This window comes from Microbulbifer sp. VAAF005, from assembly GCF_030012985.1.
GTDB lineage: Bacteria > Pseudomonadota > Gammaproteobacteria > Pseudomonadales > Cellvibrionaceae > Microbulbifer.
Genome location: NZ_CP120233.1, coordinates 1,714,901 through 1,739,320 on the forward strand (window position 1 = coordinate 1,714,901; position 24,420 = coordinate 1,739,320).

Below are 24,420 nucleotides of genomic sequence, written 5' to 3' on the forward strand. Positions count from 1 at the left end.
GTACTTTACTCTTGGTGGTTCGCAAAGTACGCAGCTGCCTTTTTTAGAAACTCAACCTCCTGACGAGCTTCATGCAGCTCCTTCTTGAGTTTGCGAACTTCAGCGCTTTCCTGTTTGGAATAGTCGACACCGTCTAAACTATTGAACTGCTTATCAGACAGTCGATTAAATTGACGACGCCAGTTGTAGATCTGCTGTGCGCTGACGCCTAGCTCTCGCGCCACAGAAGCCGTTGTTGCTCCAGCCTTTTCCGCTCTCTTAACTGCTTCTCTGCGGAACTCCTCCGTATACGCCTGAGTTCTTTTCTTACCCATGATACACCTCCGTGTTAGGCCTAAACCTAACTATACAGGGTGTCTACTAAACGTGGGTAAGTCTTACGTCTAACGCCGCCCCCAGCTGCATTTCCCTACTTAACCAGGGAAATTAATAAACCCCAGCCCCCATAGCCTCTGAAATTCCCTATCAGATAGCAGGAATACACCTTTCGATAATCACAGATACTCAAGGTTCATATCTCTATCCAGAGATGGCTAATTCTGCGCTCTTGCAAGAGCGATCAATCGAGAATTACTCTCCTCCCAGTTTGCCTATGATAATTAGTAAGTGCCGGGAGGGTGCGCGTGCATTTTGAATTCAGAAGTAAAGTTTCAGCACACTATCCGCAACACAAACCAGGCGACCTGAACCTTCAACCTCTACCTCAATATGATTGATCATTTCCACACTACGCTTCGATGGCACCAGGGACTTTAAAGTCGTACGAGCTCGGATACGATTGCCAGTCTTAACTGGATAAGGAAAACGCACCTGTTCAAGGCCGCAGTTTATAATCATTCTAGCTTCAGGGTAAGGCGGTTTTTCCGGATTGACAGCATCGGTGAGCTCGGGAATTAGCGATAGGACCAAAAAGCCGTGGGCAATTGTGCCTCCAAACGGCGATTCAGCCCTTGCTCGTTCTGGATCAATATGAATCCACTGGCGGTCTCCAGTTACTTCGGCAAAACTGTCAATGCGCGACTGGTCAACTACAATCCAGCGCCCAATATATATCTGCTGACCAATACGTGCTTGCCAGTCTTGGTAGAAAGCGATGGCCTTAGGGTTCTTAATGACTTGTAATTCACGATTGGTAGCAGGATCAACAACCGGCCCAGCTTTCGAAGTCCATGAATTTTTAAGCAAGTTACTGATGTAATAGGACAACTGATGCAGGTGATTATCATGGGTGCTTTTGAGGTCCAAATTGTTAATCCGAGCCCTAAGCAACCTTTCCTTTTCCCTGATGTACTCGAGCACGTCCATCATCTCATCCTGTATTAATGACATTGAAGCAGCGTAACTGGACCTAAAATTAATTTTGTGCGGCAGCTACTTCCAACTCCACGTCTTGTTTCTAAAACGCCTTGCGGCTGAGTAGGTTAAAATGGTTTGTTTCCAATCGACCCAAAGGCGACAACGCCGGCGACTCCATCGCTACACAAAGCCAATAGCGTTGCGCCAACGTGCAAAGGTTAAACCAAAAGCTCCCCATTTCTCTTACCTTACACTCAAGCCACGTGGCTGGTTGCGAGTTAAGCAAAGATACAAGATCAAACTCGATCGTAGAAAAAGGCAGTCGAAGCCCCAAACCACACACTTTGGACACAGACTCTTTAATGCACCAAACCCTTGTTAACAATTCACAGTGAGCAGTGCTTGGGATAGTCATTACCTGGTCATATTGCTCTGGACTAAGTAAATGCCTGAAATTTAGACCTGAGCCCAGTTCACGAGCAAGGGGCTCCAGATCTATACCTGGATCAACGGTAGAGCTAAGCGCAATCGCGACCACACCACTAGCATGAGAAATACTAAATTTTATTGGGGCCACACTTTGGTTTAAAACTCTAGGCCTGCCTTGCTCATCAGGGAAAATTTCCCAATCTGCCGGCAAAATACTTACGCCACTTTTAGCGGATAAAACATAACGCAATAGGTAACGACCAAGCAGAAAATGTAGGCCCGCCGCTCGATTAACAATCCCACTATATCTTTTCTGCTCAGCCTCGCTAACTGTGGTGAAGACAGTTTGCGGATCATGCTCGATTAGAGTTTCAAACTCCTTCACGGTAGCAATCCAAAGACCTATATCCCTGTTAACTCCAGTCTTCATAGGGTCCGCTCAAAAAGAATAATGCAACTTAAACTCGATAAAATCCTCATCCCGTACTGGATACAGCCAAGTATCACTGCGGCCCACATTGAGGAATAAAAACGCCCGAGTTTCGATTCTAAAATAATCGCTCAGACGGTGTTCTAAGCCTAAGTCGAGGTAGTTGCCATGACTATCGAAGTCATAACTTATGACCCCTCGAAATTCGCTGTCACCGGTATCACCGAAGCTAGCTCTAAGGCCGACAAAGAGATCGTTCTGACCTAATGTTTCAGCTTGCTCATCCCTATCGTCGATTAGATATTCGGCGATCAAGGACAGATCTTGCATACTATCCGGTAGCGAATAAATCGGGTGCTCAAGGCCAACGTTTGCAGCAAAGAAACCTTGCTCCAGTTCGCGACCAGTTTTCGCTTCCAACTTCAAGGTCGTGTCGCCGAGGAGATAAAGTGTGTCCAGTAAAAAATTCTCGGTTTCGATGTAAAAGGGAGTCAACATCGTCGCTGAAGGGCTAGGCCTTACCAGTAGTGGCGCCCGCCTAGTGCCTCTGAAGTAACCGATCCCTGTTTCTAAATCACCAGCGTAAAAATGGCCTCGCAGAGCAACATCTCCACCTCTATTCGAGCTTTCAAAAAGTGCCCGGTCCGAAATCGGTAGTCCGAATGACGGGCGCTCTGGAAATTCTCGCTCACGAAAAGTTGGCAGATAGAATATCGATAGTTCGCCGTTATCAAAACGCAGACCTAAAGATGCGAAGGTCTGCCCCATCTTTTCCTTTCCGTCGATAGCTTGGCGCAAGTCAGCCTGATTAAGTACATTGACTATATTCAGAGATTCAGAAACGCCCCAAAAGAAAGTGCTAACACCAAGATTCAGCGATAACTGATCACGGCGCCAGTGAAGGCTGGCTTGGCGGATATCGGCATAACGACGCTCCCCATCCTGCTTATCCCAGCTACCAAACAACCGCAGCTTATAGCCAGTATCACCAATATCCCCCTCAGCATTTGCTTCAATTTCCAGCCCCGGTCCGAAGCGGTAGCTATCATCAATGGCCAGCGACTCCTCTTCTGCAAATATACGAGCCGTGGCCGCGATATCAACAGAATACTTGTCAACCTTGACCTCTGCGAGGACCGGCATAATGGTAAGGCTTAGACACAGCTGCACCCAAAACGCTAAACGCAAGACCCCCATACCCTTAATCCCGGAGTGTATTGCGATGGAAATTCGCAACTGAGAGACCGGTACCAAACTCGATGCGGCTATAGCTTAAGATCGTTACGTTTCCACTCTGCTGATTATGCATAACCACCTCCATGGGCCTCCAATAACGATCGTCGTAGAGGCGAAAATCCCTTGCGGAAAAAGTCTTGAGCAGCGTTTCCTTACGGTCGAAATAGTCTATACGGAAGATACGTCGAGCACTCTGATCAACCCAGACCCGCTGCCGGCTATATGCAGAGTGAGAGTCTTCTGGCACTCGGTCAATTACGTCACAAACCAGGGCACCATCTTCGCATGATTCCTCTCTCACGTAGGTATAGCGGAAATCGTCGACCGCCTTATCAGACAAGTCCTCGAACGAAAACTCACTACCGACGAACGCACCACTCTTATTGCGAGATGAGATCCTCTTAATACGGGAATAGGCAGGCAAATATAACCACTGCTTATCGGTATCCTCTAACTGCGGATGCGTTAGAAGCGCCGTGCCCCGGATATCGGCAGGAAAATTGAAGCGGATTAACGATTTGTCTCCACCCTCGTGACTCTCAAGTGAGCTGATCTGCAGTTCACGTCGAGTTTCATCTCCGGCCCTGTTGCGTAGAATCATCGTCAATTCGGCAACACTGTCGCCGTAACCAAGATCACGGTTATCCACTGCCACTGCGACCTCCCGCCCCTTTCTAACATCGCTAGCAGCGCCTTGAACCGGCAAACCGATTAGGCCACAAAGTATTGTCACTGGAAGGAGGAGACGGTAATCAGTTCGCATTATTTAGTTCCTTGTCGGTACGAAATTGCAGGTTCGACGTACGTGTCCTGCGCATAAAGGTTAGAACCAAGGCCGGTAGTAATATCAAGTCAAACACCAATGCCAACACAATAGACATCCCCGTGAGCATACCCATCTGGGCATTTTTCTCGAACGCCGAGGTCGACAATAGAAGGAAGCCTATCACTAGCAGCATTGAGCTAATCACGATCCCACCCATAGTCTTACTAATGGTTTCGCTTACGCTATCTTCAGGACTGAGCCCCCGCTTTAGACCGTTGACATACTGATAGAGGAAGTGAACTGTATCATCGACGATTATGCCGATCGCCATTGCCGACACCCCAGCCAGCCCCATTGAGATTTGACCATTAACGAGATACCAAAATCCAAATGCTGCCGCGACTGGAAGCAGGTTTGGAACCAAGCTCAATAGACCAATATCGAGTGAGCGGAATACCAGCATCAACGTCAATGAAATCACCACAAACGCTAGCGAGGCACCTTCAAGGAGACTTACAATATTTGATTGACCAATGTGGGAAAAAATCACTGCGGGACTGCTGTGATAGATATCAATGGAGCGAGGTTGGTTTTGCAATAACCACTCTTCGACCCGTTTTTCAAAAGCAATTAAGCCCACCGAGCTTAGATTCTTTAATCGTGCAGTCAGTTTCACCGAGGATTTATTCAAATTCACCTGATGGGTCACATCACGACCAAACGGCAACGACATCTCGTATAGCAGGAACTGCTGTGCAGCGGTAATTGTATCGCCAGGTAACCGGTAAGAGTCCTCATCACCACCATTCATCAAACGGTTAAGATCCTTGATTCGGTGCAGGGGGCTTGCAGTTGTAAAAACTTCTGGCTGCTCATGTAGCCAGTCATCGAATGTATCAAGAAACTGTAAAAACTCTGGCTGAAACATACCGTTCTGCTCTGGTACCGAGAGCGAGTAATCGATTGTATAAATACCAGAAAAGTGGCGATCGATACGTTCAGAATCAGCACGGAAGGGCTGCGACTCATCAAAATAGCGGATTAAATCATCGTTTAATTGATTCAATGGACTGAGTGCAGCGACGCATAGGGACAAAGGTAGCATTAGCCACAATATCCGCTGGCGGTAAGCGATAACCCAGCCTGACAACAAAGCCATGCGATTAATCAGTCGGTTGGCACCTGTTTCCCGCGTTGAAAAACGAATACGCAGCAGAAGCTGTGGTAGAACCGTCAACGACAAAAGTAGCGAGAAGAGCACACCTAAGGCAACTATATTGCCAAGATCTCGAAACGGCGGTGAGTCACTGAAATTCATCGCCAGAAAACCGATAATAGTAGTGACATGGCTCACCGCAATCGGCTTGAGATTGCGCCGGTAGGATTGCAAGACTGCTTCTTCACGAGAAACACCACTGCGTATCTGGCGCTGAATATAGCTGAGGATGTGGATGGCCGACGCTACTATCACCGTGAACATGATGATTGGAGCCGATACTGATGGCGCAGACAATTGAATACCGAGCCAACCAGCTAGACCCAAAGACCCTAGCAGTGCCAACACTACTACCGTCAAAATAGCGCCACCTGCAGCAGGTGATCCGAGAATTAGAGCAGCGCTGACCAGCACAAAAAGGATCATCAACGGTATCAGCGTGATGAAGTCTTTTTTTGCCGCCTGGAAAAAGGCACCGTTCATCTCCACCACACCGGTGACAAAAAAACGATGATCCGGATATTCCATCTTGAATGACTTAATCAATTCATCGACAGCACCGGTAACGGCTAGCACTTCGGCCTTATGGTCTAACCCTGGCAACCGAATGGTCGCATTGATCGCGGTAAATCGTCCGTTCTTACTAACCAAATTGCCAACCAAGTCCCTCTCACTACTAGCGGCAGTTTCAATAAAGGCGATCCTTTGCGGCGTCAATTCGTCAAGCTCGTAGACGAACTCCTCAATCAAAATATCATCGTCTTCAGCAGAGCTATAGGGGAAGTTCGTTAGCGAATCTACTCGAGAGACATGGGCCGTCCGCCACAACGCGCGTGTCATTTCATGTATAAGGCTCAGAGTACGCTGGTTGTAGATGTTGTCATCCACCGGTTCAATCATGATGAACACGTTATCAGTCGTGCTATAAGTATCTTGCATCTGCTCCAAGCGCAGTAGGTCACGATCGTTATCATCGAAGAAAACGCGATAATCACTGGCCAGCCCCATCCGTTTTAGGCCAACAGCCGACATCAATGTGAGCAACAGCACCAGCGCTAATAGCCACTTACTGGCGCCAGAGCGAATGATCCAATCGGTCTTTATATTTTTGTTCAAGGTATTTCTTTCCTTTCGGATAAAAAGGCTCGCAGCGGCACCATTACTCGCTCTACATCCTTCTCAACCCCCATTACCAGCTCCGACGCTCGACAACTAAGCCATTTACGTCCCACTAAGAAAAGCCCAGGCTCTGGAGTCCTTCCATAGTTTTCAATGAAGCCCCTCTCATCGACACAGTGCGGCAACTTTAGCCAGCTCGTTCGGTCGCAATAGCCTGTTGCCCAAATCACTGTATCTATGTCATGCCAACCGACGGAGTCGAAACGGATTTGACGGCCAGAGCACTCCAAAGCACGGCCAACAATCTTTACGCCTTTAGCCTTCAGCCGTCTATTGTTGTATTCACCACAGGGGACAGGGTTACGCTTTTTTAATATCTTCGCGATGAGGCTGTTCTTATCGGCGGAAAGGATACGCAAGCGATCAAGCCACCAAAAAATATCACGTCCGAACAAACGGTTGGGAGGCAGGCCACGTGGGGAACCCGTGGCCAAAAACACATTGCAACGTCCCGCTAGCCGGTCCACGATCTGACGCCCAGTAGCACCATCCCCAATAACGGCAACAGTGTGGCCATCAGAAATGACATCGGTTGAGGCGAGACTACCGTCTAGTTGCTGCACCTCTCCAGCAAGTTGGGAACTTATCGCCGGCACCTGGGGTATCTGATTAGCACCAGTTGCATTGACGATACTGGTGGCGAGCAGAGACGTGCCGTCGGCAAGGTCGACCTGAAAACTGCCGTTCGAAAGGCGATCGAGACCAACAACTTCACAGCCTTCTCGAACCTGAAGATCAAAGTGGCCTGCATAGCTGACCAAATAATCAGCTATTTCTACTGTAGTCGGGAAGCCCTCAGGATCGCCCGGAAAGGCTAGTCCTGGCAGGGCACAGAATTGACGTGAAGTGAATAGCTTCATACCTTCGAGCCGGTTACGCCAAACGTCGCCAATACTATCCCGTTCAAGCAGAAGGTAGTTGAGATCAGCCTGCTGCAGCATTCGTGCGGTGTGAAGACCGAACTGGCCTCCACCGATAACTATGCAATCAAGTCGCGACATCAACTGCGCTCCAAAGCTGTTCTTGAAAAATTCTTTTCGAGATGTGCCACAAGAGCGTTAATCGTTGGGTAGTCGAAGGCTAGCGTCGGATCGATGTCAACAGAGAGGTGGTCCTCCACCATAGTCGATAGCTGGACATGGTCTGCCGAGTCTAGACCTAGACTTGAGAAAGAGGTGTCACTGTGCTTATCAATCGAAAATTCTGGTGTCTTAGCAGCGATAAAATCTGTGATCTGTTCCACCAGGTTTTTCATTCTAAATTCATTCGTCATCTTATATTTCCTATCAACGGTTCATGCGAGCTGCGCCTCTTCGGCTGCAATCAGATCCCTGCAGGCAGTCCTACGAACTTTGCCGCTGGTGGTTTTCGGAATACCGCCAGGCTTGACCAGCAAAAGCTGGTCGAGGGCGACATCATGTGCCAACATCACTGCCTCACGCAGCTCCTGTCGGAGTTCATCGTGGTTTCGGTTAAGAAAGGCGTGGCGGCGAATCTCAACAATGGCTGCCAGTCGGTTTTGGCCATTGCTATCCACAGTGAAAACCGAGGCTCCGTTATTGCCTGCCGCATCAGGATGGTCACTACAGGTACGTTCAATATCGTATGGATAAAGGTTGCGGCCGCGCAGGATTAACATTTCCTTAATCCGCCCGGTGATATACAACTTATTGTCACGGACGAAGCCCATGTCCCCGGTTTTGAGGTAATAATGACCGTCGCAGGGCGATATACGAGCACCGAATTGCTGCTTACTAATCTCAAGGTTGTTAAGATAACCTTGTGCTATTGAGGCACCACTAATCCATATCTCACCAATACAACCCTCATCTGCTAGCCGGCCACTCTCCGGATCAACAACCTTCAAAATCATCCTTGGCGTGATACGACCGCAGCTAACCACTTGACGCCCCTCACCAGTAGATTGCAGTCGACCAGAGTCAAATGCTGCGGGATCGAAAGCCAGGGTTTCAATGCCTACGCCTTTCGGTCCTCCAGAGACAAACAAAGTGGTTTCAGCCATGCCGTAGCAGGGAAAGAAAGCAGTAGAGGAAAAACCGTAAGGCTGGAAACGTTCAGCAAATATCCTCATAGTGTCGGCGCTGACAGGCTCAGAGCCATTCAAAGCCACCTTCCAGCAACTCAGGTCTAATCCCGATAAGTCCTCTCGCTCACCTATGAACTTGATGCAGTGCTCATAGCCAAAATTAGGTGCAGCAGAGCTATGAATTCGATAGTGAGATATCAATTCTAACCACCGGCGTGGACGCTGAACGAACTTCATCGGTGGCATGAAGACGTAGGTACCACCAAGGAACAATGGCTGCAGCATATGGCCTATCAGTCCCATATCGTGGAACTGTGGCAGCCAGCCGCCAGCAATTACACCTTCGCGGTGGCCACACGCCTGCTGGATAGCCAATTGGTTATCGATAATGTTGGCGTGACTTACCATCACACCTTTGGGTAGATCAGTAGAGCCTGAGGTGTACTGAACAAACGCCAACTCATCTGGAGCCGGAAGAGGTAACTCTACATCTTTAGCAGCACCAACCTGCTGCTCATCAATCCAGGCCTGGTCGCCCAAATTAATCGCCGGTAATTCTGCTAATTGCTCAAATAGCTGTTCACGAGTCTCAGCGGTCGTCAGAATGGCTTTGGTCTTTGCATCACCAAGAATACGAACAGTGCGCTCTAATTGCTGAGCATTGCGACTCAGGTTCAGGGGTACAGCAATGACGCCAGCCGCGAGGCAGGCGAGGAAGTTGACCACAAAATCAAGACCAGCAGGGAAAAGCAGAGCAAGCGGCTGGCCTCTATATCCGCGCTCGACTAACAGTCGGGCCCGTTCCAGTACCTGCTGATTCAGTTCACCGTAACTCAGCGATAGAGCACTATCAGGCCCATGAGGCTGGAATACGCAGGCGGTACGGCTAGGCTCATTAACCACGTGTCGGGCGAACTGATCCATGAAGCGCTGAGCTGGAAAAATCTTATCCGTCATGAGCCCAACTCCTCACCCTTTAAAGCTCATGCTTTTGAGCTGTGCCACGCACCGCTGCAATGAATCAACAAAACGATCTATATCATCAAGGCTGGTAAAGCGGCCGAAGCTAATCCTGATCGCACTTTGTATTTCTTCATCACTTAGCCCCATTCCTTGTAATACAGGCGATAGTTGACGGGTCTTGTTGTTACTGCATGCAGAGCCAATCGACACCACAATCCCATCTTTCTTTTCCATTAACAGAGCAAGCGCCTCACCCCGAATGCCTGGAATCGATAGGTTTAAGGTATTGGAAATCGCCCCCTCATAATGACTAGCACCATTGATATGTGTTTCGATAGAGGATTTGCCAAGCTGTTCGATCAAGTGCTGTTTGCACTTCAGACAGTGATGATCCCAGTACTCAAGCTCCCTGCGACATTCGTCAGCAGCCTCACCGAGTCCGGCGATAGCGACCAAATTCTCGGTACCAGAGCGCATTGCCATCTCTTGTCCACCACCATGAATCAAGGGAGATATGCGATCTATATTCTGGATATATAGGCCGCCAATACCCTTGGGACCATAGAATTTGTGTGCGGAAAAAGAAACAAAATCAGCACCTAATGCCTCGACATCAAGAGGCCGCTTACCTACTGCTTGCACTGCGTCGACATGGAACGGAATGCCTCGGGAGCGGGTCAGCCTTGCCACCTGATCCACAGGTTGAATAACGCCGGTTTCATTGTTCGCATACATCATGGAAATCAATCTGGTGTCAGGCCGGATAGCTTCAGCGACAGCCTCAAAACTGACGGCGCCACTCGGTCCCGGCTTCAAGCAGGTGACTTCGAATCCGAATTGGTGGGCGCAGTATCGGATAGTTTCTAGAACTGAAGGGTGCTCAATCGCCGTGGTTAGGATATGGCCGGCCCTACCCAGGTCGTTCATCAGGCTTCCTTTAATAGCCCAGTTATTGGCTTCAGAACCGCCGGAGGTAAAGAAAACTTTTTCCGGCGCGGTACCCAGTAGGCTAGCGACATGGGTCTTTGCTCGCTGGATTAGCTCACGATTACTGGTCGAAGGAAGCGTACGCCCCGATGGATTAGCAAAGAGCCGAAGCGCAGAGGACATAGCCGTAGCTACAGCCTCCGACACCGGGGTTGTGGCGTTGTAGTCGAAGTAACCCTCAATCGAGTGAGCATTTGTCATGGCATCACCTCCCGACAATCTTTGCCAACTAAGCTCAGCAACCTATGATGAAGCTGCTGCAAAATCTCAACACAATGGTGTTGTGATGGCTCTAGTTCACCAAGCATGCCTTCTATTTCGCTACTTGTTCTCCCGGCAAGCTGTTCCGGTGCCAACCCCTCAAGCGAGGCACAGAAAATGTTGGCCGTCGCCACCGAAGTAGCGCAGCCCCAAGCTCTAAAGCGAGCACTGTCAATCAGTCCATTGGTGATGTTGATCTGAACGCGAATCCGATCTCCACATACTGGATTGCCAATTTCATATTCGTAATTGGGTTCGTTGATATCACCGACATGAGCCGGGTCGGAAAAGTTGTCAATGATGATGTCGTTGTACATGTTGTAGCTCCATCTTGGACAGCTGTAATTAGGCGACGACTGGACAACTGCCGCTAGCAGCCTGCTCTGCGTCCAAATCTTCAAGCCGCTTATCTAAATTAACCGCACAGCAACCAAATTCTTTTGACTCAGGTAGGCGCATTACATACTGCATGCGTTGACCACTTCTTCCCGAACGACTCGCTTCAGGCAACAGTCGCACCAAGTCCTCAGTAAGCATGAAACCAGGCGTCGAACGTGCGAGAGGGTCAAGAATTGCCAATTGGCCGGTCTGGCCCGGTTCGACCTCTCGATCTAGTTGTTTGGGGTCTCTTACCGAGAAATGAACGAAGGGGGAGACATGCTTGATTCCATACTCATCGTCAATAGCAATGACATTGGATTCAACCAAGGCGTAGATGTCACGGATCTGGCTCTCTTCAACGCCCAAGTACTCGATACATTCACTGTTGAATTCTGCACGTGACAACATCTGGCCTGAGAAGCGCTTCCACCCCCAAGAGTGATGATGTAACTACTCTTATCGAGTTTAATTCGGGTGTTGGTAGCTTTGAGGTAGCTGATAAAACGATTGATCAGGAATGGAGGACCAATCAAATGGCGACTGAATTTATCATTCCAATCCTCAAGCTGTTCTAAGGCCTCTTCGGGCTTAAAAGATTCTTGCCGAACCATGAATCTATGAGTGTCCAGCAGACCTGCGAGCATATTGAGGGCCTTGATCATGCCCATTTCAGGAATTTCCTCGGTTGAGGGGCAAAGATAAAGGCCGGCACCTTTGGAGATCTTTAGGAATTCGCGATACATCGAGTAAATCCCCAGCACCGCATTGTCAACGGTGTCCGCGCAGCGGCGCGAAACGCTGGGAATACCAGAGGTACCTGTGCTTCGCATTTCTAGCTCTACATCACGTAGGCTGACTGAAAGTAACTTATGGCTATCGTTTGATTTAAAAAGCTCAATGGGAATCAGAGGTATTTTGATCAGGTCAGCTGGAGTTGAGATCATATCCGGTGTCACTCCTTTGCTATCGCAAGCGGAGCGGAAAAAAGCATTGTTCTCATAGTGATAAGCGAATGCCTCATGGATCAAGCCTGTCTTGAAATCCAGTAAGTTATCCTCTGTCATCGAATAGAGTTCCGCCACAGATGACAGTGCCACCTTTAAAGGGTCTAACCCGTTTTCCTTGAGTATGTTTTGTAACTGTATCGACATTTCAATCTCCATTTTTAAAGTCAAATAAGACACGGCCTCAATCGTCTATGCGGAGGCATTTAGGCTATTTTTTTACTGTTTTAATCAAGCTGATATATATCAAAAAACTTAACAAAAACCTCAAAGCTTGAATTAAGAATGGTTTAAACATCAGAGAATTTAGAACTCGACTGAAAGACCCATCCGGGAATCATGCCGGGTAAACCTGCCGGGTAAATCTGCCGGGTAAATCTGCCGGGTAAATCTGCCGGGTAAATCTGCCGGGTAAATCTTTGACCACCATCAAGAGTCTCTACTTATCGATTCTATTTATTATTTTCCGAGAGAAATATTAAACACATTAGAAATTTTAACAATCACTTCAAAGTAATTTTCTTTATTTTTTTATTTTTCTTGCCGCGTAGTATGGTTTTTTTTTTGCTACATGACCAGCCCCTCTCACTTACACCCACTTACAATCTTACCCCTTCAAATTACCTCTAAAAATTAGCCAGAACAATCGGTCCGCCAATCACATAAAAATCATCTTGCGATCATGAACTCACAACAAAACGAACAGGCTTTATACATATTTTTTACTATTGAAGCTTGCACTCACACCTGAACTCCGACTCCCAACGGGAAACCCAAGAAAGCACCTTGCCGCCAATTACAGCAAATTACAGCTTATATTTTGGTAACATATTGTGACCAGCCAATTAACAAATATAAACTATTTGATGACAAGCTTAATAGAATTAATTCAATCTTAGGGGTAGAGTAAATTCGCACAAATATTCAAGCTTACATTGTCGTTTTTCCTCAATCTTTAATCTCCCTGCTATTTTTCAGCAGAAAATTCGTATTTTTAAGTAAAGATTGATACATCACATTCATATAAACCACACCACAATTAACAACACGCCCCGCAACACCAAGTAATTTATTGGATATTTTTTTATTACAACGATCTACTTTAAGGAGAATAGTACCAAGTAAGGCGCAACTGTACTTCCACCTCCTTTTCTTTTACCTACACCAACTAAACGCCATTAATTCTCATGACTAAAATAGAAAACTCAGTCTCATTTATGACAACCATCCATAATAATCTATTTATTACTCTTTATTTTTTAACTATCAATAAAAAATTATCCACATTATCTTTGCGAGATTCCCTATTGCACAATTAAAACCACAGAAACAATGGCCATTTTCAACACACAAAAAACCAGAATACCGCTTTAGACATCCCTCAGAAATACCCAATCGTGCTTACACATTTTATTACCATGGGAAAATATCTATTCAGCAGGCACTTTAGAAGCATCCACCAAACTAAAAATGCTGAAAGCTGAGCACCAGGGATAGATTTACCTACATCCGCCGATGAACTGAAAAACATTATCTTTGCCGGCCAGCTTAAAGAAGCACTACAAAATCGGCTTCAATTATAAAGCGCATACCAAACCTCGTAGATGTGGCTGAAGATAAGATCTGATTTCTAGCTAACTTTAGGAGTACTTTGCAAAATGAGAGAGCATACGGCACACGCAATCTACGTAACATTTTCTTATTTCATCTAGCAATGGCGATATTTAGTATCAAAAGAAACAGAACACCTTCCTAGTACCTCCGAGCCACCTCCCAATTAAGCCCCATACTTCACCCTAACTTAGTGTTAAATTATTAAACTCAACTTTCCCACCAAAAGTATCCACTAGACCGGAAGTTATGAAGAGTATAAATTTTTACAGGCACAGAACCACACACTTAATTGAAAATCGTTATCATTACCAATATTACCTATAGAATATGAGCGACAGAGAACTTTCTGAAACATCTAACTCGATGAAACAGCTGCTCGACAATTATTTGCCATACGGCTTTAAGACTGAAGAGATATAGATCAAATCACCGATCTAAAGCATTGCACCATACTTTGCCATGAAGCTCACCTAGTAGACATTAATGTCGCGGCTCAATATTCTTTTCAACAGAAGGTACGTATCAATTTTTAGTTACAGTCGGCTAAAAATTTAGAGCTATAAAAAAAACACTTGAGGACTTCTTAGGCTTTTATGCCCCAATGAAAGATATTCAACACCTAACAATACTTCGACTAGATCCTTTGGAGGCTGTAAGGGAATATTCGGCAGCATATAATAATAAAATTTCTGCCTAGACCATCTAGGTCAAAGGTGAAAAAAGTGCGTCATGTCATAACGCATTAAAATGGATGCACAAAACTGCTCTATGAGAGAAAAGCACTCATAAGTTCGCCAACTCAAACCTTAAGGGATCATTGCATCTTTTGCTCTCAGAAATTAGTGACAAGCATCTTCAGGTAAGACTCCCATTGATCTACAAACTATTTTAGACAAGCCACTAAGAAGTTGATATTACTCATACTATTAAAACCTTAAGGTCACTTAGGATATTTTGGCTTTTCGAGTGGACTCCCTCGCCTCTTTAAGAATCAAAAAACCACCTCGAGTGACAACAGCCGAAATTATTAAGCCTATAGCAAGATCAGGAAAACGACTATCGATTACCGCCACTAGTAGTCCTGACACAATCACTCCTAAATTTGCGACAACATCATTGGCTGAAAAAATCCAAGCGGCTCTCATATGTACACCCCCTTCCCTATACTTTGATATTATTAGGAGGCAAACAACATTTGCTAACAAGGCAGAGGCCCCTATTGATATCATTAGTATACTTTCTGGCTCGCTTCCAAAAAGTGATCTCCTACAAACCTCATACAACACCCACAATCCCAATATAATTTGAATTATTCCACTGACATTAGCTGCCTTAGCTTGATATATAACCCCTCTACCTACAACAAATAAAGAGATCCCATACACAGCAGCATCAGCCAACATATCTAGAGAGTCAGCAATCAGTCCTGTTGACTGAGCAAACCATCCAAGAATTAATTCAAACACAAACATAATTGCGTTGATCACTAGCAGCACCATTAAAGTGCTTCTCTCTAATTTATCTGCTTGCTCTACACCGCAACCACATTCAGACATATTCATGCCCTCTCTAAACAGAACTCCACTTAGGGATATTTATGTTTTAAACATCAACAATTACTTACTTCAAATTCTCTCTCGAGGCTAGATCCTGTCTTTCTTTAAAAATTCAGATCATATTTATTAGTCAACCTCATGAGAAGTCAAATTACAATTCACTAAAATCAGAGATCAAGGGCACCAGCACTTCCGCCCACTCAATTTAGGACCTATAAAGGTTGGCATTGAACTAGAATAAAAATCTGCAAGCAGTAAACTCATACTAAACCTACACACTAAAAACCCGTCACTCCATTGAGGCAATAGAAACATCTATTATTTTCTATTTATCTTATATAAATATCAAGCGCATCCATTTCTTTCATGCTCAAAAATGAACCAACAAACACTTAAATATTTTCATTAAAATTTTGCTCACCCCTACCTAAATATAAGCAAAGGTGAGCATCATAAATTATGTTTATATTTTCAATATACCTTCTCTTCCATGCACTATCCGATAAAGCAATGGCAGTACAAACAAGGTTAGGAGAGTAGAAGAAATTATGCCTCCAATTACCACCGTAGCTAGTGGTCTTTGAACCTCTGCTCCAGTACCTACATTCAAAGCCATAGGAACAAAACCGAGACTTGCAACCAACGCAGTCATCAATACTGGACGCAGGCGGATCATAGCACCATCGATAATGGATGTGAGCAACTCACCACCTTGCTGACGAAGTTGTCGGATGAAGGAGAGCATTACCAAACCGTTTAACACCGCCACACCAGATAGTGCAATAAATCCTACTCCAGCAGAAATAGATAAAGGCATATCGCGCAACCATAGGGACAAGACACCTCCAGTAAGCGCCAGGGGTACTCCACTGAAAATAATTAAGGCATCCTTGAATGAACCAAAGGCCATCACCAGAAGTCCCAGAATTACCAATAGTGTCAGTGGAACCACTATTGAGAGGCGAGTACTGGCGGATTCCAATTGCTCGAAAGTGCCGCCGTATACTAGCCAGTAACCTGCAGGCAAAGAGACCTGCTGATCAATACGGCTCTTCGCCTCTTCAACAAAGGACCCCAAATCACGGTCGCGGACGTTGGCAGTTACCACAACACGGCGCTTACCATTTTCCCGGCTGATCTGGTTGGGGGCAGGGGTCATTTCCAAGTTAGCAACTTCTGACAAGGGCACATAGCTACCCAATGGGCTACCAGTAGGTAACGGAACAGGTAAATCCCCAAGGTTCTCATAGTCTCGTCGCAAGCCTTCCGGCAGACGCACTACCAGATGAAAACGGCGATCGCCTTCGTAAATCAATCCAGCCTCTTCACCTCCAATAGCCGCTGAAACCAAATCTTGCAAGGTTTGCAGATCTATTCCATAGCGGGCGAGTGCGATTCGATTCGGCACTATTGATAGAATCGGTAGACCCTCCACTTGTTCTACACGAGCATCAGCAACACCCTCAATTCCATTTAGCACACCGAGAATTTCATTTGAAGAAGCCACCAGCTGATCCAGATCATCACCGAATACTTTAATACCCAGGTCTGCACGTACGCCGGAAATTAGTTCATTAAAGCGCATTTGGATTGGTTGGGTGAACTCGTAGTTATTTCCCGGTAACTGACGCACAGCTTCTTCGATTTCAGCAACCAATTGTTCCTGGGGCAGTTTCGGATCGGGCCATTGGTCACGGGGCTTCAGGATCACAAAATTGTCGGCTACATTTGGCGGCATTGGGTCTGTTGCTACTTCTGGTGTACCAATTTTTGCGAATACTTTATCTACTTGAGGAAACTCCTTAATACGCTGCTCCAACAAGCTTTGCATTTCTACAGATTGCTCTAAACCGGTACCAGGAATACGCAGGGCGTGTAAAGCGATATCACCCTCATTGAGCTGAGGAATAAATTCAGAACCCAGTGTTGTTGCAAGCCAGCTGCAGAACAGTACTAATGCAAGAGCCCCAGAAAGTACTAACCAGCGCACTTTCATTGCAGCAATCAACAGTGGTTTATATAAAGATTTGGTCGCAACAATAACTTTGTTTTCATTTTCACTGATTTTACCTGTCAGGAAAACAGCAACTGCTGCAGGCACAACGGTCAATGAAAGCACCAGTGCAGCGAGTAAAGCCATCACTACAGTGGCAGCCATGGGGTGGAACATCTTCCCTTCCACACCTGTAAGCGAAAATAGAGGGATATACACCACGGTAATGATCAAAACACCAAACAAACTTGGGCGAATCACTTCGTTGGTAGCTTGGAATACTAGCTCCAAACGCTCTTGTAGGGGCAGCTTGCCTCCGTTGCGATGCTGGGCTTCGGCAAGTCGGCGAATCGCGTTCTCCACAATTATCACGGCCCCATCGACAATCAGGCCAAAGTCAAGGGCTCCGAGACTCATCAGATTGGCGGAAACACCCGTTTGCACCATGCCGAAAATGGTGGCAAGCATGGAAAGCGGGATTACCGCTGCAGTAATAAAGGCGGCTCGAATATTTCCCAGCAACAAGAACAATACCACGATAACCAGCAGCGCACCCTCAACAAGGTTTTTTTGCACTGTAGCGATAGCTTTATCTACCAGAGTGGTCCGATCATAAACCGCCTCTACCTTAATACCTTCAGGTACGGTTGATTTTATTCGCTTTAAGGCTTCCGCTACACTTCGAGCTACCTCCCGGGAGTTTTCCCCTACCAGCATCATAGCTGTGCCCAATACGGTCTCTTCACCATCGCGAGTGGCAGCACCGGTGCGAAGCTCTTTTCCAATAGCTACTTCGGCTACATCCGAAATTTTAACCGGCACCCCGGCGCGACTGGTAATTACCACATCCTCAATTTCGGCAATATTTCGCAACTGCCCTGGTGAACGCACCAGAAGTTGCCGTCCATTCCCCTCCAAGTAACCAGCGCCGCGACTTTCGTTATTGCGGCTCAGCGCTAGAGCGATATCTTCCATGGATACGCCAAAGTTAAGCATCTGTCGAGGTTCGGGTGTTACGTGATACTGCTTGTTATAGCCACCGATGGTATTAACTTCAGTAACTCCGGGGACTAAGGATAATTGCGGTTTTATAATCCAATCTTGAATTTCCCTCAGTGAAGTGGCGTCGTAAGGCTGCCCATTGGGCTGGGTGGCGCCAGGCAGAGCCTCCACTGTGTACATAAAAATCTCACCGAGTCCGGTAGCAATGGGACCCATTTCAGGCTCTAACTCCGGAGGCAAATGACTTTTAATACTACTGAGACGGCTATTAATTAAGTTCCGAGCAAAATAGAGATCTGTACCCTCTTTAAAAACAACAGTGACCTGGGACAAACCGTAGCGAGAGAGCGAACGGGTATATTCTAAATTAGGCAAGCCGGCGAGTGCCGCCTCCACAGTGTAAGTAATCCGCTGCTCCGCCTCTAAAGGTGAATAACCAGGAGCCTCGGTATTAATCTGTACCTGAACATTGGTGATATCGGGAACCGCATCAATTGGAAGTCTCTGATAACTCCAAACCCCCAGGCCCACCAATACAAAGATCAGGGACAGTACGAAGTAGCGCCGCTCAATTGAGAAGCGCAGTATACTTTCAATCATCTTCTGGCCTCATTTAATGGCTATGTGCAGCGCCGGACTTTTCAATATCCGCTTTGATCAGGTAGCTGTTCTCGGTGACATAGCGATCACCCTCATTGAGGCCACTCAGCACTTCGGTTACAGTGCCGTCGCTACGGCCGAGTTTTAGTGGACGAATTTCATAGGTTTCTCCCACTTTGATAAATACCACCGTCCAATCGCGGAAAGGTTGTAGTGCACGATTCTCGACCACTAAAGGCACAGATTTTTCATTGGTTACTACTTGGCCTTGGACCATTAGATCGGTAGTCCAGAGCTCATTGGGGTTTTCAATCACCGCTCTTGCAATCGCGAAGGGCTGACCATTACTGCTCGGAGCAAGGCTGCTGATAGTTGACTCAAAAGAACGCTCACCAGCTGTAATTGAAACCTGTTGCCCTAATTTGATCTGATCGCGACGCATCGGAAATACTTGCAACTCAGCCCACAGCTGGTCGTAGTTAGCTATGGTAAACAGCACCCGTTCGCCACTGAATTCACCTTGGCTGGCTTGCTTATCAATTATCTGACCGCTAATAGGAGCGACCAATGGATAAATTTGCAAGCTGTCATTGGATTCGATAGAAGCAAGCTCTTCCCCTTTCGCTACCAAATCGCCAAGCGTTTTTTTAACAGTGATTACGGTTCCTGGGTAACGTGCACGCACATGACTGAGGTTACGATGATCTATCGCAGTTTTACCATATAAGGTAACGCTTTCTTTAATTATACCTGGAGCAGCAATTGCAGTTTTAATGCCTGCCTTTTTTGCCATTTGTTCAGAGATCTGCACTCGACCTTCATGGGACTCATAATCCCAACTTGTGCGCTCGCCGTTGTAAAAAACAGAAACGGCAACATCAAAAGAGTGAGGTTCCTTTACTACGCCTTCACCGCGGTAATACCCAACACTATCCTCCCAGGCAAAGGGTATTTGATCCACTTTTCCACCAAGTCTTTCAAGCTCTACGGAAACACGAGCATTCTCTAAAGGTTTACCATTAAGAGAAATCCAGGCTCGAAACTCTGGCTTTACACCACTTTCATAAATAAGCAACTCGGCCGTTAGATCCCCCTCAGTCAGTAAACGGCCACCATTGGGGCCCTTTTCCTCCTGATGCTCATCATGTCCGCCATGGTTATCACTATGTCCATGACTAGAGAATTGTTTCCCTTCCTGTTCATCATGCTCATCATGGCTATCATTGGAGCCCAGCTCTTCATCTTGCTTAACATGTTCATCATGACCACCATTTGCATGACCCAGGCTTGCAATCCAAAATCCAGAGAAAATGAGGAGTATGGATAATATTGCCAGGCGAATTACTTTACTTAATCTGCTCATATCTAAATCCAAAATTATTTTCCGCTTCCTACACTCTCGGAACCTAAAGGCCCTGCTGTAAGCTGCTCAATCTCAGCGCCGAAAAGAAGTACAGACCGCGCTGCTTCGATTCGTGCACGTTCAGCATCGAGCAACTCTTCCCGAGCAACAATTAAGTCAAGATAAGAACTCCGGCCACGACGATAGGCACGATCTACTTCAGTCAATGCCTCGCGAAGCTTAGGGATTACAGAATCCTGCAAACTGGAGACAGTAGCCAGGGCCTGTTCGCGACCGGTTACGGCAAGAAATAGCTGAGGATAAAGTTGTAGTAATGCCGCCTCACGACGGAGCATAACCTCATCCAATTCAGTCATTGCTGTTAGCTCGGCACCACGATTGCGTTTTGCGGTAAAGAGTGGAACTTCGAAACCAGCTAAAGCTGTAGTTTCGTCAACAGCCCGATTCACGAGAAGACCTGCAAACCATCCAACATCAGGCTTTGAGTTGGACTGGGTGAGACGAAGCTGTGAAGCACTCAGTCGCTCTTCGGAAGCAAAGCGCGCTATAGCTGGGTTTTCCTGCGCACGCGCATAAAGTTCCTCAAAACTAGCGCCGGGCTCAAAACGATAGAGCTCACTGGAGTCTACTCGATAATCTATACTCGGCTGTCCCCACAGAGCCGATAGGGCATGCCTGTAGTACACTAGCATGCTCTCATCCGTCTGCTTAGCGAGGCTTGCTTTTGTCAGGGCGGACTCCGCTCGTAGGCGTTCAGAAACCGGGCTAGCAGCAGCGCTGACTCTGGCGCTGACAGCGCTTAGCGTTTCACGTGCGAGTAATACCTTCTCCCTAGCCAATACAGCTAATTCCTGGGCAGCAAGAACCTGAGCATAGCGACGGATAACTTCTGCCAGAAGATCTAGCGCCTTAGCTTGCTCATCCGCGATCAGTAAATTACGCTGGGCATTGACTACATCTATTCGAGCTCTACGTTTATCTCCTAGCTCAATTACGGAGGATAAAGTTACCGTCAACTCAAGCTCATTGTCGGCATCATCCTCGGGATCTGGCGCATTATTGGAGCCACCATCACCAAAGTTCTTGTATTGAGCCTCACCTCCTAGGCTTAACGCAGGCCGCAGTGCTGCAGTCTCTTCAGCACCATCTAGACCTCTTCTCTGTAATGGGAATACCGCAAGCTCCGGATTCTGTGCGAGCGTCAGCTCAATCGCATCTGGTAATGTCAGTAAATCCCCCTCCTGCGCGGATACTGATTGCGCAGCTAAATACATTATCGCCACCATCAACTGGAATATGGCACGACGACGAATCACACTCTCAGTGAGCGTGCAGTAAAAATCCATGGGTATCTCCCAAGTCAGTTTTTAATTGCGCAAGGGGGCCTTGTAGCTCTCCTTACTCGCGCGGCATTAGAGCAATCAGACTTGGGTTATAGGTGGGCGGAGTAGAGGGGTAAAATAACCACTGGGAACACGTGTATTGCCGAATTCTCGATAATTAACGATTCCGCTCAGAATAGAGAGTAATGATTGACCTACCAGGGCGGTAAAGGTACTTCCATGGCAATGACAGCAGTGATTACATAAATCCAGAAGAAACGAAGATTGATCAGCCTCATCCCCGCTGGAGGGGATCTGTAAGCTTAAATCAGAAGGGGAGCTGTCCGGTTGAAACGGTAAATTGCCGGGCAGATCTTCATCATGATGTAGAGACAGGTGATTCGTTACCTCCTGAACTTCTTCATGGCTATCATAGAATGCACCTGCGGTCTGAAAGACCATAAGCACAATTAATAGAAATGATAGTCGAACTACATTCATAAAAGTTACAAAGAGACCAGAATCTACTGAATGGGATTCTAGCAAGTAAATTCAGACACCTCAACTTAACTCACTGCCCTAAAGTTATCATTAACCCCAAAGTGGCTATTTGGTCACACCTTCTCTCCAAGTGAGGAGTCAGCCTCTAGAAGAGGTCAATTTACAGTTAACGACACTTACACTAGTAAGGAGTCTATCGGTCCCATAGTCCACGGAATTTGGGTTGGAAAGGTAGAGCTTTAAAAGGGCTATATTCTTCAAGTAATCGGGATGCGAGATCATAATACTAATGTTAAATTCATTAAGTAGATTAAAATTCTTTCAGGAACCGTTAACCTTGCATGAAAGTGGGGGATTAACTTTGAATAAGCAGCCCAAATAAAAGTCTATGCGACATTCATTTAGGAATGATTTTGATAAGAGAGCTTTCGTGAAGTCTTAGGAGGTTTATTCAATTATACGAGAGGGCAGAGTTTAAATAAGCCCACATTATAACTTACCTTGGAGAACAAATGAATGAAGACACTTACTCGTGAATACTTATCAGAAACCCCTATGCTTGACTTTGAGAATAAAACCATTCAGATGTTAATTGAAAATAAGAAATGGCGTAAGCTATCTCAGTATGACGCCATTGGTGCCATCTATAAGTTTGTTCGTGATGATATTTTATTTGGTTACAATAGTGATGATCGTATTCCGGCTAGCAGGGTACTGAAAGACGGGTACGGACAATGTAACACTAAAGGAACATTGCTAATGGCTTTGCTTCGCGCTGTTGGCATTCCTACACGCATTCATGGATTTACTATTTTTAAAGACCTTCAGAAAGGTGCCATACCTAGTTATCTATTCTATATCGTACCTGAACGAATTATCCACAGCTGGGTTGAAGTATATTCAAATGATAGGTGGATCAACCTTGAAGGATATATTATCGACCGCCCATACCTGAACAAAGTCCAAGAAGGGTTCCGTAATCAATGCTCTGAGTTTAAAGGCTATGGTATTGCCACAAAATGCCTACAAAACCCACCCATTGACTGGGAGGATAAAGATACATTTATACAGAAAGAAGGTATCGCAGACGATTTCGGAGTTTATACGCAACCTGATGATTTTTATCTGCTCTATGGAAGTAATTTAACTGGCATTAAGAAATTACTATTTCGCTTCGTGATCCGTCATTTAATAAATATCAATGTTAAACGGATTCGAGCAAAGGGCTTAGGTAAATGTAATACCTTAGAATTAAGCTGATAAAGTATAGCGATACCACCTCTAGCGAGGGTGTTCAAAACTCTGCCTAATTACCACCTATACTAAGCCAATTTTCAGCAGTCTTTCCGGCATTGGAGGTGTCCGAAGAGAGAAAAAAAGTCTTGGAATGAGTGCTGATAAGTCGAACCGTCGATTAAATCGATATTGAAATTCTGCCAAATATCGCTGCGCATATTTCGGCCTAATCGCATGGTAGGTACTACGCAGTGCACTTTTTAGATTGCCGAGTACCGTATTCACCCAATAGAACTCAGGCTCTTCAACAGAAGCTCGACCACCACCACAAACAATCTTGTCATGTACACAATTAGCCTCTGTGACAGCATTGAAGCATGCAAGGCCATCTGAGATAACCATGCTACCGCTGCAAAGATGCTTTTTGCTCCAGGTAGAAATCTCACTGCTCCTGAAGCCCTTGATAATAGAGAGCTTGATACGAGTAGGACGTCTATCTTTGGTAGTTTCAACGGCAGCCACAAAGGGAGTTTTACCCTTAGCTCCGCGCCCCGGCTTGCATCCAGTATGTTCACCACCGAGATAGGCATCATCCAATTCAATAAAACCGGATAGCTTGTACTGTTGGTCCCGCTCCATCATCACCTGCATGAGTTTCTGCTTCATACGCCAGGCAGCGTTGTAAGAGAGACCCAGATGACGAGCCAGCTCCATAGAGGAAATACCCTTCTTATCCTGGGTAATCAGAAAGATACCGAGAAACCAAGTAGTAAGGGGCAGTTTGGTGGAGTCAAATATCGTACGAGAAGTAATCGATGTCTGACGTCGACACCGGTTACATTGCTTGAGCTTGCGGTAAGCGAGGTTGCAATGTTTGTCATGTCCGCAGTGAGGGCAACAGAAGCCATTTGGCCAACGCCATTGACAGAGAGCATCGAAGCACTGCTCTTCTGTACCATAAGCTTTAAGGAATTGGGTCAAACTAATACCCTTCTGGAACTGTACCTTGTTGCGAGCCATGGTGTATTCCCTTACAGA

At 46.3% G+C, this 24,420-nt stretch carries 18 protein-coding genes and 1 pseudogene; 1 reads left to right on the plus strand and 18 read right to left on the minus strand.

Annotation, left to right across the window (positions count from 1 at the left end):
- Positions 1–5: 5 nt before the first annotated feature.
- The 17 genes and pseudogenes from P0078_RS07615 to P0078_RS07700 all read right to left on the minus strand — a co-directional run bounded on the left by P0078_RS07615 (position 6) and on the right by P0078_RS07700 (position 22,146).
- Positions 6–314: a transposase gene (locus P0078_RS07615; RefSeq protein ID WP_282933834.1), complete on the minus strand. Its 309-nt coding sequence runs from the start codon at positions 312–314 to the stop codon at positions 6–8.
- 322 nt (positions 315–636) lie between these two features.
- On the minus strand, positions 637–1,329 hold the full coding sequence (locus P0078_RS07620; protein ID WP_282933835.1) for a MaoC family dehydratase: 693 nt from the start codon (positions 1,327–1,329) through the stop codon (positions 637–639).
- Positions 1,330–1,396: 67 nt separating this feature from the next.
- A complete protein-coding gene (locus P0078_RS07625) occupies positions 1,397–2,110 on the minus strand; it encodes a 4'-phosphopantetheinyl transferase family protein (protein ID WP_172975418.1) in 714 nt (237 codons plus the stop codon).
- Positions 2,111–2,164: 54 nt separating this feature from the next.
- Positions 2,165–3,352 (minus strand): hypothetical protein, encoded by a 1,188-nt coding sequence (locus P0078_RS07630; protein ID WP_152454482.1) that lies wholly within the window; start codon positions 3,350–3,352, stop codon positions 2,165–2,167.
- Positions 3,353–3,356: 4 nt separating this feature from the next.
- A complete protein-coding gene (locus tag P0078_RS07635; protein ID WP_152454483.1) occupies positions 3,357–4,154 on the minus strand; it encodes an outer membrane lipoprotein-sorting protein in 798 nt (265 codons plus the stop codon).
- Positions 4,144–6,489: an efflux RND transporter permease subunit gene (locus P0078_RS07640; RefSeq protein WP_152454484.1), complete on the minus strand. Its 2,346-nt coding sequence runs from the start codon at positions 6,487–6,489 to the stop codon at positions 4,144–4,146. Before P0078_RS07640 ends, P0078_RS07635 begins: the two co-directional genes overlap by 11 nt.
- Positions 6,486–7,553, minus strand: coding sequence for a flavin-containing monooxygenase (locus P0078_RS07645; RefSeq protein WP_152454485.1), 1,068 nt, complete (start codon positions 7,551–7,553; stop codon positions 6,486–6,488). The genes P0078_RS07640 and P0078_RS07645 overlap by 4 nt, the downstream gene beginning before the upstream one ends.
- Positions 7,553–7,825 carry an acyl carrier protein gene (locus P0078_RS07650; protein ID WP_216646255.1) on the minus strand — a complete coding sequence of 91 codons (273 nt, stop codon included), beginning with the start codon at positions 7,823–7,825 and terminating at the stop codon, positions 7,553–7,555. Before P0078_RS07650 ends, P0078_RS07645 begins: the two co-directional genes overlap by 1 nt.
- Positions 7,826–7,846: 21 nt before the next feature.
- Positions 7,847–9,556 carry a fatty acyl-AMP ligase gene (locus P0078_RS07655; protein WP_152454486.1) on the minus strand — a complete coding sequence of 570 codons (1,710 nt, stop codon included), beginning with the start codon at positions 9,554–9,556 and terminating at the stop codon, positions 7,847–7,849.
- Between the two features lie 12 nt (positions 9,557–9,568).
- Complete coding sequence (locus P0078_RS07660) at positions 9,569–10,750, minus strand: cysteine desulfurase family protein (protein WP_152454487.1); 1,182 nt, start codon at positions 10,748–10,750, stop codon at positions 9,569–9,571.
- Positions 10,747–11,127, minus strand: coding sequence for an iron-sulfur cluster assembly scaffold protein (locus P0078_RS07665; RefSeq protein ID WP_152454488.1), 381 nt, complete (start codon positions 11,125–11,127; stop codon positions 10,747–10,749). The genes P0078_RS07660 and P0078_RS07665 overlap by 4 nt, the downstream gene beginning before the upstream one ends.
- A 28-nt stretch (positions 11,128–11,155) precedes the next feature.
- Positions 11,156–12,354, minus strand: a pseudogene (locus P0078_RS24530) (LuxE/PaaK family acyltransferase).
- Positions 12,355–14,753: 2,399 nt separating this feature from the next.
- Positions 14,754–15,371 carry a cation efflux transmembrane domain-containing protein gene (locus tag P0078_RS07680; protein ID WP_253868658.1) on the minus strand — a complete coding sequence of 206 codons (618 nt, stop codon included), beginning with the start codon at positions 15,369–15,371 and terminating at the stop codon, positions 14,754–14,756.
- Between the two features lie 457 nt (positions 15,372–15,828).
- Positions 15,829–18,960, minus strand: coding sequence for an efflux RND transporter permease subunit (locus tag P0078_RS07685; RefSeq protein ID WP_152454490.1), 3,132 nt, complete (start codon positions 18,958–18,960; stop codon positions 15,829–15,831).
- 13 nt (positions 18,961–18,973) lie between these two features.
- Positions 18,974–20,323 carry an efflux RND transporter periplasmic adaptor subunit gene (locus P0078_RS07690; RefSeq protein ID WP_152456399.1) on the minus strand — a complete coding sequence of 450 codons (1,350 nt, stop codon included), beginning with the start codon at positions 20,321–20,323 and terminating at the stop codon, positions 18,974–18,976.
- Positions 20,324–20,337: 14 nt separating this feature from the next.
- Positions 20,338–21,669: a TolC family protein gene (locus tag P0078_RS07695; protein ID WP_152454491.1), complete on the minus strand. Its 1,332-nt coding sequence runs from the start codon at positions 21,667–21,669 to the stop codon at positions 20,338–20,340.
- Positions 21,670–21,744: 75 nt separating this feature from the next.
- On the minus strand, positions 21,745–22,146 hold the full coding sequence (locus P0078_RS07700) for a hypothetical protein (protein WP_282933837.1): 402 nt from the start codon (positions 22,144–22,146) through the stop codon (positions 21,745–21,747).
- A 516-nt stretch (positions 22,147–22,662) separates the two neighbouring features.
- On the opposite strand from P0078_RS07700, the gene P0078_RS07705 reads away from it, so the two are divergent.
- Positions 22,663–23,406, plus strand: coding sequence for a transglutaminase-like domain-containing protein (locus tag P0078_RS07705; protein ID WP_152454492.1), 744 nt, complete (start codon positions 22,663–22,665; stop codon positions 23,404–23,406).
- 57 nt (positions 23,407–23,463) lie between these two features.
- Here P0078_RS07705 and P0078_RS07710 read toward each other — a convergent pair whose 3' ends face one another.
- Positions 23,464–24,402: an IS1595 family transposase gene (locus P0078_RS07710; protein WP_282933838.1), complete on the minus strand. Its 939-nt coding sequence runs from the start codon at positions 24,400–24,402 to the stop codon at positions 23,464–23,466.
- Positions 24,403–24,420 lie beyond the last annotated feature (18 nt).

Bases quoted from the DNA above. Each gene is read 5' to 3' on its own strand.
- P0078_RS07695 (WP_152454491.1), bottom strand. From the start codon at position 21,669: ATGGATTTTTACTGCACGCTCACTGAGAGTGTGATTCGTCGTCGTGCC.
- P0078_RS07615 (WP_282933834.1), bottom strand. From the start codon at position 314: ATGGGTAAGAAAAGAACTCAGGCGTATACGGAGGAGTTCCGCAGAGAA.
- P0078_RS07685 (WP_152454490.1), bottom strand. From the start codon at position 18,960: ATGATTGAAAGTATACTGCGCTTCTCAATTGAGCGGCGCTACTTCGTA.
- P0078_RS07630 (WP_152454482.1), bottom strand. From the start codon at position 3,352: ATGGGGGTCTTGCGTTTAGCGTTTTGGGTGCAGCTGTGTCTAAGCCTT.
- P0078_RS07660 (WP_152454487.1), bottom strand. From the start codon at position 10,750: ATGACAAATGCTCACTCGATTGAGGGTTACTTCGACTACAACGCCACA.
- P0078_RS07645 (WP_152454485.1), bottom strand. From the start codon at position 7,553: ATGTCGCGACTTGATTGCATAGTTATCGGTGGAGGCCAGTTCGGTCTT.
- P0078_RS07655 (WP_152454486.1), bottom strand. From the start codon at position 9,556: ATGACGGATAAGATTTTTCCAGCTCAGCGCTTCATGGATCAGTTCGCC.
- P0078_RS07710 (WP_282933838.1), bottom strand. From the start codon at position 24,402: ATGGCTCGCAACAAGGTACAGTTCCAGAAGGGTATTAGTTTGACCCAA.
- P0078_RS07680 (WP_253868658.1), bottom strand. From the start codon at position 15,371: ATGAATATGTCTGAATGTGGTTGCGGTGTAGAGCAAGCAGATAAATTA.
- P0078_RS07690 (WP_152456399.1), bottom strand. From the start codon at position 20,323: ATGAGCAGATTAAGTAAAGTAATTCGCCTGGCAATATTATCCATACTC.
- P0078_RS07620 (WP_282933835.1), bottom strand. From the start codon at position 1,329: ATGTCATTAATACAGGATGAGATGATGGACGTGCTCGAGTACATCAGG.
- P0078_RS07700 (WP_282933837.1), bottom strand. From the start codon at position 22,146: ATGAATGTAGTTCGACTATCATTTCTATTAATTGTGCTTATGGTCTTT.
- P0078_RS07635 (WP_152454483.1), bottom strand. From the start codon at position 4,154: ATGCGAACTGATTACCGTCTCCTCCTTCCAGTGACAATACTTTGTGGC.
- P0078_RS07665 (WP_152454488.1), bottom strand. From the start codon at position 11,127: ATGTACAACGACATCATCATTGACAACTTTTCCGACCCGGCTCATGTC.
- P0078_RS07650 (WP_216646255.1), bottom strand. From the start codon at position 7,825: ATGACGAATGAATTTAGAATGAAAAACCTGGTGGAACAGATCACAGAT.
- P0078_RS07705 (WP_152454492.1), top strand. From the start codon at position 22,663: ATGAAGACACTTACTCGTGAATACTTATCAGAAACCCCTATGCTTGAC.